Source organism: Streptomyces sp. NPDC026672 (assembly GCF_040638185.1).
GTDB lineage: Bacteria > Actinomycetota > Actinomycetes > Streptomycetales > Streptomycetaceae > Streptomyces.
The window spans coordinates 201,509-214,480 of record NZ_JBEZXS010000009.1; the positions used below are offsets into that span (position 1 = coordinate 201,509).

Annotated in this window: 10 protein-coding genes; 5 read left to right on the forward strand and 5 right to left on the reverse strand. The window is 72.5% G+C overall.

Annotated elements, in window-relative coordinates; translation table 11 throughout:
* Positions 1-200: 200 nt before the first annotated feature.
* The 4 genes from AB0F77_RS13440 (at position 201) to AB0F77_RS13455 (ending at position 5,810) form a co-directional block, all read left to right on the forward strand.
* Complete coding sequence (locus AB0F77_RS13440) at positions 201-860, forward strand: response regulator transcription factor (RefSeq protein ID WP_361946339.1); 660 nt, start codon at positions 201-203, stop codon at positions 858-860.
* Between the two features lie 128 nt (positions 861-988).
* The gene (locus AB0F77_RS13445) at positions 989-2,278 is read left to right on the forward strand and encodes a ribonuclease D (RefSeq protein WP_361946342.1); all 1,290 of its coding nucleotides are present in this window, start codon (positions 989-991) and stop codon (positions 2,276-2,278) included.
* Between the two features lie 188 nt (positions 2,279-2,466).
* Positions 2,467-3,684 (forward strand): acetyl-CoA C-acyltransferase, encoded by a 1,218-nt coding sequence (locus tag AB0F77_RS13450; RefSeq protein ID WP_361946345.1) that lies wholly within the window; start codon positions 2,467-2,469, stop codon positions 3,682-3,684.
* On the forward strand, positions 3,681-5,810 hold the full coding sequence (locus tag AB0F77_RS13455) for a 3-hydroxyacyl-CoA dehydrogenase NAD-binding domain-containing protein (protein WP_361946348.1): 2,130 nt from the start codon (positions 3,681-3,683) through the stop codon (positions 5,808-5,810). The genes AB0F77_RS13450 and AB0F77_RS13455 overlap by 4 nt, the downstream gene beginning before the upstream one ends.
* Before the next feature lie 60 nt (positions 5,811-5,870).
* On the opposite strand, the gene AB0F77_RS13460 is transcribed toward AB0F77_RS13455, so the two are convergent.
* Both AB0F77_RS13460 and AB0F77_RS13465 read right to left on the reverse strand, forming a co-directional pair.
* Positions 5,871-6,251, reverse strand: coding sequence for a hypothetical protein (locus AB0F77_RS13460; protein ID WP_361946504.1), 381 nt, complete (start codon positions 6,249-6,251; stop codon positions 5,871-5,873).
* A 10-nt stretch (positions 6,252-6,261) separates the two neighbouring features.
* Entirely contained in the window at positions 6,262-7,278 is a 1,017-nt protein-coding gene (locus AB0F77_RS13465) for a hypothetical protein (protein ID WP_361946351.1), read from the reverse strand.
* A gap of 100 nt (positions 7,279-7,378) precedes the next feature.
* Between AB0F77_RS13465 and AB0F77_RS13470 the strand changes: the two genes are divergently transcribed.
* On the forward strand, positions 7,379-7,759 hold the full coding sequence (locus AB0F77_RS13470) for an NTP pyrophosphohydrolase (RefSeq protein ID WP_361946353.1): 381 nt from the start codon (positions 7,379-7,381) through the stop codon (positions 7,757-7,759).
* Positions 7,760-7,791: 32 nt separating this feature from the next.
* On the opposite strand, the gene AB0F77_RS13475 is transcribed toward AB0F77_RS13470, so the two are convergent.
* The 3 genes from AB0F77_RS13475 to dxs form a co-directional block, all read right to left on the reverse strand.
* A complete protein-coding gene (locus tag AB0F77_RS13475; protein ID WP_361946356.1) occupies positions 7,792-9,240 on the reverse strand; it encodes a glycosyltransferase family 39 protein in 1,449 nt (482 codons plus the stop codon).
* A gap of 87 nt (positions 9,241-9,327) precedes the next feature.
* Complete coding sequence (locus AB0F77_RS13480) at positions 9,328-10,839, reverse strand: amino acid permease (RefSeq protein ID WP_361946359.1); 1,512 nt, start codon at positions 10,837-10,839, stop codon at positions 9,328-9,330.
* A gap of 155 nt (positions 10,840-10,994) precedes the next feature.
* Positions 10,995-12,926, reverse strand: a complete 1,932-nt coding sequence (gene dxs / locus AB0F77_RS13485) for a 1-deoxy-D-xylulose-5-phosphate synthase (protein ID WP_361946362.1) — start codon at positions 12,924-12,926, stop codon at positions 10,995-10,997.
* Positions 12,927-12,972: the final 46 nt, after the last annotated feature.

Consider the following 12,972-nt stretch of genomic DNA (forward strand, 5'->3'; position numbering starts at 1 on the left):
CGTTAGCGAACCCGGGTGAACCGACTCGATCTTCGGATGATCGATCGCGTGTCCGAATTGCACGGATTGTTACTCACCAGATCGTGATCATTCTCTAAAGGCGCAGAGGTTTGCTGCCGAAGACGACTGTGACCTTGAAAGCACGGTTCGTCCCGGCTTCATCCCCAGAGCCGGCCCCGTCCCGCACCCCAGGAGGCCTGGTGTCCGTTCTCCTCGAGCAGCCCGCAAGCCTGGTCGCCTACCGCCCGAACAAGCCGACCGCCATGGTGGTCGTGGCCGACCCGCGCGTGCGTTCCACCGTCACCCGCCATCTGTGGGCGCTCGGCGTGCGCGATGTCATCGAGGCCTCGTCCGTCGCGGAGGCTCGTCCCCGCATCGGCAACCCCCGCGACATCTGTGTCGCCGACGTCCACCTGCCGGACGGTTCCGGCCTGACCCTTCTGTCCGAGACCCGCGCCGCCGGCTGGCCCAACGGCCTCGCACTGTCGGCCGCCGACGACATCGGTGCCGTGCGCAACGCCCTCGCGGGCGGGGTGAAGGGCTACGTCGTCACCGGCACCCGTACCAACATCGGACTCCCCACCCGCCCGGGCGCCACCCCCATCGGCGCCGCCGCCCGTATGCACCGCCGCCCCCCGGGCGCCCCGAGCCACCCGGGCGGTTACCGAGAACTGTCCGGCCGTGAGGTCGAGGTCCTGCGACTGGTCGCGGAGGGCCAGTCGAACAAGGCCATCGGCGTCTCCATGGGCCTGTCCGCACTGACCGTCAAGAGCCACCTCGCCCGCATCGCCCGCAAACTCGGCACCGGCGACCGGGCCGGTATGGTCGCCGTGGCCCTGCGGACCGGAATCATCCACTGACGACAGCCTTGATCATTCACTCATGTGAACGAGTGGTTTCACCAGCCTGACTGGTTTACGACCCCCTGACGCCCGTCGACGGAACGTTCCGTCGACGGGCGCTCTCCATACACGGATACCCTTGACAGGTGACCGACGCCCAAGAGACCGCAGCAGACAGCCCCCTGCGCACCACCGGAGGGACCCCTCCGGACGACGGCGGAACTCCTGCGGAAGCGGCACCGGTCCCCTTGCTCGAACCGCGCGAGGGCATTCCGCCCGTGATCGCCGACGCGGCCGCCCTCGCGGAGACGATCGCCGCCTTCGCCGGCGGTTCCGGCCCCGTCGCCGTCGACGCCGAACGCGCCTCCGGATACCGCTACGGCCAGCGGGCCTACCTCGTGCAGCTGCGCCGCGCCGGAGCGGGCACCGCGCTGATCGACCCCGTCGCCTGCCCCGACCTGTCCGGCCTCGGCGAAGCGCTGTCCGACGCCGAGTGGGTGCTGCACGCCGCCACCCAGGACCTGCCCTGTCTGCGCGAGATAGGCATGCTGCCGGCCCGCCTGTTCGACACCGAGCTGGCGGGGCGGCTCGCCGGGTTCCCCCGCGTGGGCCTCGGCGCCATGGTGGAGAGCGTGCTCGGCTTCGTGCTGGAGAAGGGCCACTCCGCCGTCGACTGGTCGACCCGGCCGCTGCCCGAGCCCTGGCTGCGCTACGCCGCCCTCGACGTCGAACTCCTCGTCGACCTGCGGGACGCCCTGGAGAAGGAGCTGGACCGGCAGGGCAAGCTGGAGTGGGCCCGGCAGGAGTTCGACGCGATCGCCTCGGCGCCCCCGGCCGAGCCCCGCAAGGACCCCTGGCGCCGTACGTCCGGGATGCACAAGGTGCGCCGGCGCCGGCAGCTCGGCGTGGTGCGCGAGCTGTGGCAGACCCGGGACCGGATCGCCCAGCGGCGGGACGTGTCGCCGGGCAAGGTGCTCTCCGACGCGGCGATCGTGGAGGCGGCGCTCGCCCTCCCCGCCAACGTGCACGCGCTGGCCGCGCTGAACGGGTTCGGGCACCGGACGGGCCGGCGGCAGCTGGAGCAGTGGCAGGCGGCCGTGGACCGGGCGAAGGCGTTGCCGGAGTCCGGGCTGCCCCAGCCGGGCCAGGCCGTCACGGGACCGCCGCCGCCCCGCGCGTGGGCCGACAAGGACCCGGTCGCGGCGGCCCGGCTGTCCGCGGCGCGGGCCGGGGTGTCGGCGCTGGCGGAACGGCTGAACATGCCGCAGGAAAACCTGATCGCCCCCGACACCGTGCGGCGGGTGTGCTGGGAGCCGCCGAAGTCGGTGTCCGCCGAGTCCGTGGAGGCGGCGCTCGCCGGGTACGGGGCGCGACCCTGGCAGATCGAGCTGGTCACGCCCGTGCTCGATTCGGCGCTGGCCGTCACCGAGGTCTGACCGTCGTCGCCGGGTGCGCCGCGCGGTGGCCGCGTCGCCGTGGTGGACGACGGGATTGCGCCAAGATCCGGGGACGCGGGAGTGTGACGTTCGCCGCTCGCTTCTTCTGGGGTGGGCAGCTACGTTACTCATAAGTAGCATGGGCTTAAGCAAGCGCTCAGCGCCCCGCACCCTGGAGGAGAGCCATCGTGCCTCGTACCGTCAGGGACGTCGTTTTCGTCGACGGCGTCCGTACCCCGTTCGGCAAGGCGGGCCCGAAGGGCGTCTACCACGAGACCCGCGCCGACGACCTCGTCGTGAAGGCGATCCGGGAGCTGCTGCGCCGCAACCCCGGTCTGGACCCGAAGAAGATCGACGAGGTCGCCGTCGCCGCGACCACCCAGATCGGTGACCAGGGCCTCACCCTGGGACGGACGGCGGGCATCCTCGCCGGTCTGCCGCAGTCGGTGCCCGGCTACTCCATCGACCGGATGTGCGCAGGCGCGCTGACCGCCGTGACCACCACGGCCGGTTCGATCGCGTTCGGCGCGTACGACGCCGTCATCGCCGGCGGCGTCGAGCACATGGGCCGCCACCCGATGGGCGAGGGCGTGGACCCCCACCCGCGGTTCGTCAGCGAGAAGCTGGTCGACGAGTCCGCCCTGTTCATGGGCATGACCGCGGAGAACCTGCACGACCGCTTCCCGCATCTGACGAAGCTGCGCGCCGACGAGTACGCGGTGCGCTCGCAGGAGAAGGCCGCCAAGGCGTACGCCAACGGCAGGATCCAGCAGGACCTGGTGCCGATCTCCGTGCGCCGCACCGACGCGGGGGCCGGTGAGACCGGCTGGGGCCTGGTCACCGCCGACGAGCCGATGCGTCCGGGCACCACCCTGGAGAACCTGGCCGGCCTCAAGACGCCGTTCCGGGTGCACGGCCGGGTCACCGCGGGCAACGCGGCCGGTCTCAACGACGGCGCCACCGCGTCGATCATCGCGAGCGAGGACTTCGCGCGCGAGAACGGCCTGCCGGTCAGGATGCGCCTGGTCTCCTACGCCTTCGCGGGCGTCGAGCCGGAGGTCATGGGCTACGGCCCGATCCCGGCGACGGAGAAGGCCCTCGCCAAGGCGGGCCTGTCCATCTCCGACATCGGCCTGTTCGAGATCAACGAGGCGTTCGCCGTCCAGGTGCTGGCCTTCCTCGACCACTACGGCATCGCGGACGACGACGAGCGCGTCAACCAGTACGGCGGCGCCATCGCCTTCGGCCACCCGCTGGCCTCCTCCGGCGTCCGGCTCATGACACAGCTGGCCCGCCAGTTCGAGGAGCACCCGCACGTCCGCTACGGCCTGACCACCATGTGCGTCGGCTTCGGCATGGGCGCGACCGTCGTCTGGGAGAACCCGCACTTCGAGGGGGACAAGTGAGCACCACCACCGAGCTCCTGAAGGGCGCGGCCGAGCTGTTCCCCGACGAGGTCGTGACGTCGGCGCACGTACGCCACCTCGACCTGCCGTACGGCGCGGGCCGCTTCGCGCTCATCACCCTGGACAACGGCCTCGACCACACCAGGCCGACCACCTTCGGACCGGCCTCGCTGGCCAACCTCGACGCGGCGATCGACCAGGTCGAGGCGGAGGCCGCGGCCGGTGACGTCGTCGGCGTCGGCATCACCGGCAAGCCGTTCATCTTCGCCGTCGGCGCCGACCTCAAGGGCGTCGAACTGCTGAAGGAGCACAAGGACGCGCTCGCCATCGGCAGGGGCGGCCACGAGGTCTTCAAGCGCCTGTCGAAGCTGGCCGTCCCGACCTTCGCCTACTACAACGGCGCGGCCATGGGCGGCGGCGTCGAGGTCGGCCTGCACTGCTCCTACCGGACCGTCTCCGCGGCGATCCCGGCGTTCTCCCTGCCCGAGGTGTTCCTCGGCCTGGTGCCCGGCTGGGGCGGCTGCACCCTGCTGCCGAACCTGATCGGCGCCGAGAAGGCCGTCTCGGTCGTCATCGAGAACAGCCTCAACCAGAACAAGCAGCTCAAGGGCCGGCAGGTGTACGACCTCGGGATCGCGGACGCGATCTTCGAGGGCGCCGACTTCCTGGAGCGCTCGCTGGTCTGGACGGCCCAGGTGCTCAAGGGCGAGATCACCGTCGAGCGCCCGGCGATCGACCGCGGCGAGGGCTGGGACGAGGCCGTCGCCAAGGGCCGCTTCCTCGCCGACGGCAAGGTGCACGGCGCCGCCCCGGCCGCCTACCGCGCCCTGGACATCATCGCCGCCGCCAAGGACGGCGACCTCCAGCGCGGCTTCGACGCCGAGGACCAGGCCCTCGCCGACCTCATCATGGGCGGTGAACTGCGCGCCGGCATCTACGCGTTCAACCTCGTGCAGAAGCGCGGCAAGCGACCCGCGGGCGCCCCGGACAAGAGCCTGGCGCGGCCGGTCACCAAGGTCGGTGTCGTCGGCGCCGGTCTGATGGCCTCGCAGCTCGCCCTGCTGTTCCTGCGCCGTCTGGAGGTGCCGGTCGTGCTGACCGACATCGACCAGGAGCGCGTGGACAAGGGTGTGGGCTACGTCCACTCCGAGATCGACAAGCTGCTCGGCAAGGGCCGGATCGGCCAGGACAAGGCCAACCGCCTCAAGGCGCTGGTCACCGGTGTCCTGGACAAGGCCGAGGGCTTCGCGGACGCCGACTTCGTGATCGAGGCCGTGTTCGAGGAGATCGGCGTCAAGCAGCAGGTGTTCGCGGAGGTCGAGGCGGTCGCCCCGGCGCACGCGATCCTCGCGACCAACACCTCCTCGCTGTCGGTGACGGAGATGGCGTCGAAGCTCGAGCACCCCGAGCGGGTCGTGGGCTTCCACTTCTTCAACCCGGTCGCCGTCCTCCCGCTGCTGGAGATCGTGCGCGGCGAGGAGACGGACGACGCCTCGCTCGCGACCGCGTTCGCCGTGGCCAAGAAGCTGAAGAAGACCGCGGTCCTGGTCAAGGACGCCCCGGCGTTCGTCGTGAACCGCATCCTCACCCGCTTCATGGGCGAGATCCAGAACGTCATCGACGAGGGCACCCCGGTCGCCGTCGCCGAGCGGGCCGTCGAGCCGCTCGGGCTGCCGATGTCCCCGCTGGTGCTGCTCGAACTGGTCGGCCCGGCCATCGGCCTGCACGTGTCGGAGACCCTCAACCGGGCCTTCCCCGACCGCTTCACGGTCTCCCGCAACCTCAAGGCGGTCGTCGAGGCGGGCAAGCGCGGCTTCTACGTCTACGACAGCGGCAGGCCGGAGCTGGACCCGGAGGTCGCCGCGCTCCTTGAGCAGGGCGACAGCGTCCTGACCGAGGAACAGGTGCGGGCGCGGGTGCTGGACGCGGTGGCGCAGGAGATCGGGCTCATGCTCGACGAGGGTGTGGTCGCCGAGGCCCAGGACATCGACCTGTGCCTGATCACGGGCGCGGGCTGGCCCTTCCACCTGGGCGGCATCACGCCGTACCTGGACCGCGAGGGCGTCGCGGAGCGGGTGAACGGCAAGCCGTTCCTCGCCCCGGGCGTGGCGAGCGTCCCGGCGTAACCGGTCCCGGCCGGCGCACGGTGCCCGGTCCGCCCCCGGGGCGGGCCGGGCACCGGTGTGTCAGCGGGCGTCCTCGACGTGAACGGCGTTCAGCTCCGTGCCGTCCTCGTGCCGCTTGCCCCGGCCGTGGATGCCGACGGCGAGGTGGGTGGGCTCGGCGGGTTCGTCGAGCGGGACGAAGGTGACGACGTCCGGGTGGTGCCCGGTCACCAGCCAGCCCGCGCCGTTCTTGAGTTCGAGCACCCGGAAGTCGCCGGAGGACGTGGCCACGTGGACGGGCCCGTACTCCCGCAGGATGTCCTTCGCCCGCTCGGCGAGGTCGCCGGGCGGGTTGTCGAGGACCACACAGGTGCCGTGCTCGAAGAGCACCCACGATTTCCCTGAACCGCTGAGCAGACGCCGCCAGGCGTCGACGAGTGTCTCGGTGTCCACGTCCGCCATCATGGCGCACTCACACCTCGCGCCATGCCTCCAGGGCCAGACCGGGCTCGTCCTTGCGGCGGGTGACGAGCAGTTGTCCGGTCGACGGGGACAGGGTCGCCGCCACCACCCGCTCCTCCTCGTCGAGCGCGAGGCCCACCACGGCGTCCGGGGGCAGTCGGGGTCCCGACTCGGCCCACCAGGCGCCCGCCGTCTCCTGTTCGGTCGGATAGGCCGCGAAGGCGACCCGGCCGGCGGCGGAGCGCTGGGCGAGCAGGGTGCAGTCGTGGCCGTCGAGTTCGCAGCGCACGGCGGCCACCGGGCCGGGTCCGGCGGCGGGGAGCACGGTGACGGGCTTGCCGCCGGGGCGCCAGGCGCACACGTCGCCCGAGGTGTCGGTGTAGAAGAGCGTGGTGCTCCCGGCGGACGTGGCGAGGGCGTACAGGGTGCCGGTCCGGACCGGGGCCTCCATGGCCTCCTCCAGGACGGGCTGGGCGCCGGGCTCCTCCTGGCGCCAGTGCAGGACGGCCCCGCGCACGGCCGCGTACGCCTCGACGAGCCCGGACTCCCCCGTGACCGCCACCGGTTCCTCCTGGACGTCGCGGCCCTTGAGGTCGCGCCAGGGGCCCCAGCCGCCCTTCTCCTTCTGGGCGAGCATGCTGACGCCGCCGGCCTTGTTGCGCACGAAGAGATGGGCGCGGCCCTGGGCGTCGACGGCGACGGCGGGCGTGCCGGTGCGGCCGCCGGTCCGGTCCGGGTGGCCGACCGGGTCCCAGTCCAGGGCGGCGAGCAGCGGGCGGAAGTGGGTGGAGTGCACGATGCCCGACTCGTTCCGGACGGTGGGCCGCCAGGAGACGAGGTGGGCGTAGCCGTCGGCGCCGCGGCCGAGGGCGAGGACGTCGTGCAGCCGCTGGTCGCCGCCGACCTTGCGGGGGGCGGTCCAGGGGCCGCCGGGCGAACGTTCCGCCCGGCACAGGACGGCCTCGCCGGAGAGGAGATAGACGCTGAGGCGGCCGTCGCGGCCGCGTATGAGCCAGTCGCCGTTCACCGGTTCACTCTACGGCGCACGGGCGCGGTGCCGCGGCCCGGCCCCGGCACCCGCTGCGTCCGTACGGCCGTCGGGGCGGGCGGCGTGGGACGCTTGACCCATGGACGTGGAAGACCCCCTGCTCGTGATCGTGGACGGCGCGAACGTGGTCGGGTCGGTGCCCGACGGGTGGTGGCGGGACCGCAAGGGCGCCGCGGAGCGGCTGCGGGACCGGCTCGCCTCGGAGGGGCTGCCCGGCCGGCCGAGCCCGGTGGACCTGGTGCTGGTCGTCGAGGGTGCCGCGCGCGGGGTGGAGTCCGCGCCGGGCGTCCGTGTGGTGTCCGCCCCGGCGAGCGGCGACGACCGGATCGTGGAGCTGGTCGCGGAGAACCCGGCCCGCCCCTGTCTCGTCATCACGGCCGACCGTGAACTGCGCCGCAGGGTCATGGAGTTGGGCGCCGAGGTGACCGGCCCCCGCTCGGTCCTCGGCGACACGGCGTAGGCATCCGCCCGGCTCCGGCGGCCGAGCGGGCGTCAGTCGTGGCCGACCCGGGCGTAGACCACGGCGCCGTCCACGTGGTCCACCTCCTCGTAGTGGGCCTCCAGGAGGCGGTGCAGGGTGGGCAGGCGGTCCGGGGCGTACGGCTTGCCCCGGGAGTCGTCGACGACCAGCGCCGGGGCGTGGCGGGCGAGTTCGGCGCGCAGCACGGGCCAGCTGCCGTCGACGGCGTACTCCTCGCCGACCTCGGGACCGTCGCGGCCGCCGCTGTAGTTGGTGAGCAGGCCCGCGGTGAGATAGCGACTGGCGGGGGTGCGGTCGGCGAGCCAGTACGTCTCGGGATGCATCCCCCACACCAGGACGCGGTCGGCGGGTGACGTGCGGTGGGCGACGGCGGCGGCGACCCGCTGGGCGTGGGCGAGTTCGGGCCGGGGCGCCAGCAGCCCCCAGGTGACGAAGAGGGCGCAGCAGCAGCCGGAGGCGGCCACCGCCGCCGTCAGCCGTTCCCGGGGCAGGACGCGCAGCGCCGCGGTCGCCAGCAGGGCGAGCGGCGGGATGAGTTGCAGGTAGTAGTGGCCGAAGAAGTGGAAGCCGAGCAGGACGGCGCCCGCCGAGCAGGCGAGCCACAGCCACAGGTCGGCGGGCAGGCGGGTGCGGCGCAGCGCCCGTGCCACCGGTGGCAGCAGTCCTGCGCAGGCCACCGCGAGGATGGCCGCGTTGGCCGAACCCCGGGCGAGGAGGTGGAGTTCGGAGCCGGCGAACGAGGCGTACGCGGCCGAGCCGGTGAGGGTCCAGAACACGAAGCCCGCGGGGTCGGTGAGCAGCGCCGCGCACAGCACGGGGACGACCGCCCCGGCCGCCAGCCGCAGCGCCCCGCCGGCCGGGGCGCCCGAGCGGTGCAGCAGCCAGCAGACCGGGGCCAGCACCGCGCCGCCGGTCTGCTTGGCGAGCAGGGCGCAGGCGACGGCGGCCCCGGCGGCGCCCCAGCGGCGGCGGTCGGCGCACCACATCGCGGCGGCGGTGCAGGGCAGTATGAACACCTCGAAGCCCGCGGCCTGGGCGTCCTCGGGGTTGAGCCCGACGGACACCAGCAGGTACAGCACCCCGGCGGTGCGTCCCGCGGTGTCGCCCCAGCGCCTGCGGGCGAGGGAGGCCAGCAGCGCCGCGGTGAGCAGTTGGGCGAGGACCGCGAGGACCCGGACCGCGGTGAGCGACTCGGACCCGTCGAGCGCGAACGCCGCCTGGTAGAGCCAGGGCACGAGGGGCGGCTTGCGGTCCACGACCGTCTCGTAGAGCCGGCCGCCGTGCGCGAGCATCCGGGCCTGTACGGCGAGGTAGCCCTCGTCCGGGTTCCACAGGGGCCGGGTGAACGAGGGGACGCGGGTGAGGCAGGCCAGCAGCGCCAGCAGGGGCAGGAGCCGCGTCCAGTACGCCGTCCGTACGGCGGCGGACCGGGCGGGGGCCAGGGGCACGGCGGCGAGCATGCACAGCACGCTATCCGGCCCCGCACCTCCCACCGAAGCGGGACATACGGGGCCGGAGCGACGAACTCCGCGGGAGGGTGGGCCGGACTAGGCGGTGGGCCGGCGGCCCGGTTCCCCGGTCTCCTGCTCCCCCTTGGCGAGGCGGCTGTGCGTACGGCCGTAGAGGAAGTACACGACGAAGCCGATCGCCATCCAGATCGCGAACCGCAGCCAGGTCTCGGCGGGCAGGTTGAGCATCAGCCACAGCGTGGCCAGCACGGACACGATCGGCAGGAACGGCACCCACGGGGTGCGGAACGCGCGCGGCAGCTCGGGGCGGGTGCGGCGCAGGATGATCACGCCGATCGCGACGACCACGAACGCGAACAGCGTGCCGATGTTCACCAGCTCGGCCAGTTCGCTCAGGCTGGTGAAGCCCGCGACGATCGCGATGATCACGCCGAGCAGGATGGTCGGCCGGTGCGGGGTCTTGAAGCGCGGGTGGACGCGGGAGAAGAACCGGGGCAGCAGTCCGTCGCGGCTCATGGCGAAGAAGACGCGGGTCTGGCCGAGCAGCAGGATCAGACAGACCGTGGTCAGGCCGACGGCGGCCCCGAAGCTGATCACGCCCGCGTACCAGGGGTGGCCGATGGCCTTGAAGGCGTCGGCGAGCGGGGCGTCCACGGACAGCTGGGTGTACTTCTGCATGCCGGTCACGACGACCGACACCGCGACGTACAGCACGGTGCAGATGAGCAGGGAGCCGAGGATGCCGCGGGGCATGTCGCGCTGCGGGTTGCGGGTCTCCTCGGCGGCGGTGGCGACGACGTCGAAGCCGATGAACGCGAAGAAGACGACCGACGCGGCGGTGAAGACGCCCATGACGCCGAAGTTCGCGGGGGCCCAGCCGAACATCAGCTGGATGAGCGGCGCCTGGAGGTTGCCGCCCGCCTCGACGGGCTGCGGCTTCGGGACGAAGGGCCGGTAGTTCTCGGCCTTCACGAAGAAGGCGCCGGCGATGATCACGATGAGGACGACGACGACCTTGACGGCGACCACGAGGGAGGTGATGCGCGCGGACAGCTTCATGCCGAGCACGAGGATGCCGGTGAGCACCAGGACGAGCGCGGCGGCGAGGATGTCGAAGCCGAACCCCTGGGCGCCCTCACGTCCGCTGAGCGCCGCGGGCAGGTGCACCCCCGCGTTGTCGAGCAGGGAGGCGATGTAGCCGGACCAGCCGACGGCCACCACCGCCGTGCCGAGCGCGAACTCCAGGACCAGGTCCCAGCCGATGATCCAGGCGGGCAGTTCGCCCAGGGAGGCGTACGAGAACGTGTACGCGGAACCGGCCACCGGGACGGTGGAGGCGAACTCGGCGTAGCAGAGCGCGGCGAGCGCGCAGACGACGCCGGCCACGACGAACGCCAGGGCGACGGCGGGTCCGGCGTTGTTCTTGGCCACCGTGCCGGTCAGGACGAAGATGCCGGTGCCGATGATGACCCCGACACCGAAGACGGTCAGATCCAGCGCGGACAAGGACTTCTTGAGCGCGTGCTCCGGCTCCTCGGTGTCGAGGATGGACTGCTCGACCTTCTTCGTCCGGAAGAGGGTGCTGCTCACGGGATACCTCCCACGCTTGTCGTCCTCGACATGCTCGACATGATCGAGAGGGGGCGCAGTTCGTATGCCCCGGCGCGGGCGGATTCACGCGGACGGGCCGGTTCCGCCACCCGTCGCGGTGGTGGGACCGGCCCGTACGGCGGTGTGCGGTGGCGTCAGTCGCGGGCGGTCTCCACGGGGTCGGCCTCGCCGACCGGGCGGTCGTAGCGGGCGCCGTCGAGCTTGGCGACCAGGCCGGTGACCTGGCGGGCGATGTCCGGCGCGGTCAGCCCGATCTCGGCCATGACCTCGGCGCGCGAGGCGTGGTCGAGGAAGCGCGGCGGGATGCCGAAGTCGCGCAGCGGGACGTCGACGTCCGCGTCGCGCAGGGCCTGGGCGATCGTCGAGCCGACGCCGCCGACGCGGGAGTTGTCCTCGACGGTGACGACGACGCGGTGGCGCTCGGCGAGCGGGGCCATGGCCTCGTCGACGGGCTTGACCCAGCGCGGGTCGACGACGGTGGTGGTGATGCCCTGCTGGTCGAGGAGTCCGGCGATCTCCAGGCACATGGGGGCGAGGGCGCCCACGGAGACCAGGAGGACGTCCGGGGTGTCGGTGCCGGGCTCGCGCAGCACGTCCATGCCGCCGATCCGGCGCAGGGCGGGTACGGCGGGGCCGACGGCGCCCTTGGAGAAGCGGACCACGGTCGGCGCGTCGGTGACCTCGACGGCCTCGCGCAGCTGGGCGCGGACCTGGTCGGCGTCGCGCGGGGCGGCGAGCCGGAGGCCGGGGACGACCTGGAGGATCGACATGTCCCACATGCCGTTGTGGGAGGCGCCGTCGGTGCCGGTGACGCCGGCCCGGTCGAGCACGAAGGTGACGCCGCACTTGTGCAGGGCGACGTCCATCAGCACCTGGTCGAAGGCGCGGTTGAGGAAGGTGGCGTACACCGCGAAGACGGGGTGCAGTCCGCCGGTGGCGAGGCCGGCCGCGGAGACGGCGGCGTGCTGCTCGGCGATGCCGACGTCGTAGACGCGCTCCGGGAACGCCTTGGCGAAGCGGTCGAGGCCGACCGGCTGGAGCATGGCCGCGGTGATGGCGACGACGTCCCGCCGCTCCCTGCCGAGCTTGACCATCTCGTCGCCGAAGACGGAGGTCCAGTCGGCGCCGGAGGTGGCGATCGGCAGGCCGGTGTCGGGGTGGATCCTGCCGACGGCGTGGAAGCGGTCGGCCTCGTCCTGGAGGGCGGGCTGGTAGCCGCGGCCCTTCTCGGTGAGGCAGTGCACGATCACGGGGCCGCCGAAGCGCTTGGCGCGGGCGAGCGCGGACTCCAGGGCCTCGATGTCGTGGCCGTCGATCGGGCCGACGTACTTGAGGCCCAGGTCCTCGAACATGCCCTGGGGGGCGATGAAGTCCTTGAGGCCCTTCTTGGCGCCGTGCAGGGTGTCGTAGAGGGGCCGGCCGACGACCGGGGTGCGCTCCAGGATGTCCTTGCCGCGGGCCAGGAAGCGCTCGTAGCCGTCGGTGGTGCGCAGGGTGGCCAGGTGGTTGGCGAGGCCGCCGATGGTCGGGGCGTAGGAGCGCTCGTTGTCGTTGACGACGATGACCAGGGGGCGGTCCTTGGCGGCGGCGATGTTGTTCAGCGCCTCCCAGGCCATGCCGCCGGTGAGGGCGCCGTCACCGATCACGGCGACCACGTGGGCGTCGCGTTCGAGGACCTGGTTGGCCTTGGCGAGGCCGTCGGCCCAGCCGAGGACGGTGGAGGCGTGGCTGTTCTCGATGACGTCGTGCTCGGACTCGGCCTGCGAGGGGTAGCCGGACAGGCCGCCCTTCATCTTGAGGCGCGAGAAGTCCTGACGTCCGGTGAGGAGCTTGTGCACGTAGGACTGGTGGCCGGTGTCCCACAGCACCCGGTCCCTGGGCGACTCGAAGACACGGTGCAGGGCGATGGTGAGCTCGACCACGCCCAGGTTGGGACCGAGGTGGCCGCCGGTCTTGGAGACGGCGTCGACCAGGAAGGTCCGGATCTCCTCTGCCAGCAGGTCCAGCTCCTCCAGGCTGAGCCGGTCCAGATCGCGCGGTCCCGTGATGCGGGTCAGCAGCGGCACCCGTGCCTCCTTGCAGTAGAGCTGATCGAGCTGTTGCCGGGCCCGA

Bases quoted from the DNA above. Each gene is read 5' to 3' on its own strand.
- AB0F77_RS13460 (WP_361946504.1), bottom strand. From the start codon at position 6,251: ATGGCGGACGTGGACACCGAGACACTCGTCGACGCCTGGCGGCGTCTG.
- AB0F77_RS13475 (WP_361946356.1), bottom strand. From the start codon at position 9,240: ATGCTCGCCGCCGTGCCCCTGGCCCCCGCCCGGTCCGCCGCCGTACGG.
- AB0F77_RS13470 (WP_361946353.1), top strand. From the start codon at position 7,379: ATGGACGTGGAAGACCCCCTGCTCGTGATCGTGGACGGCGCGAACGTG.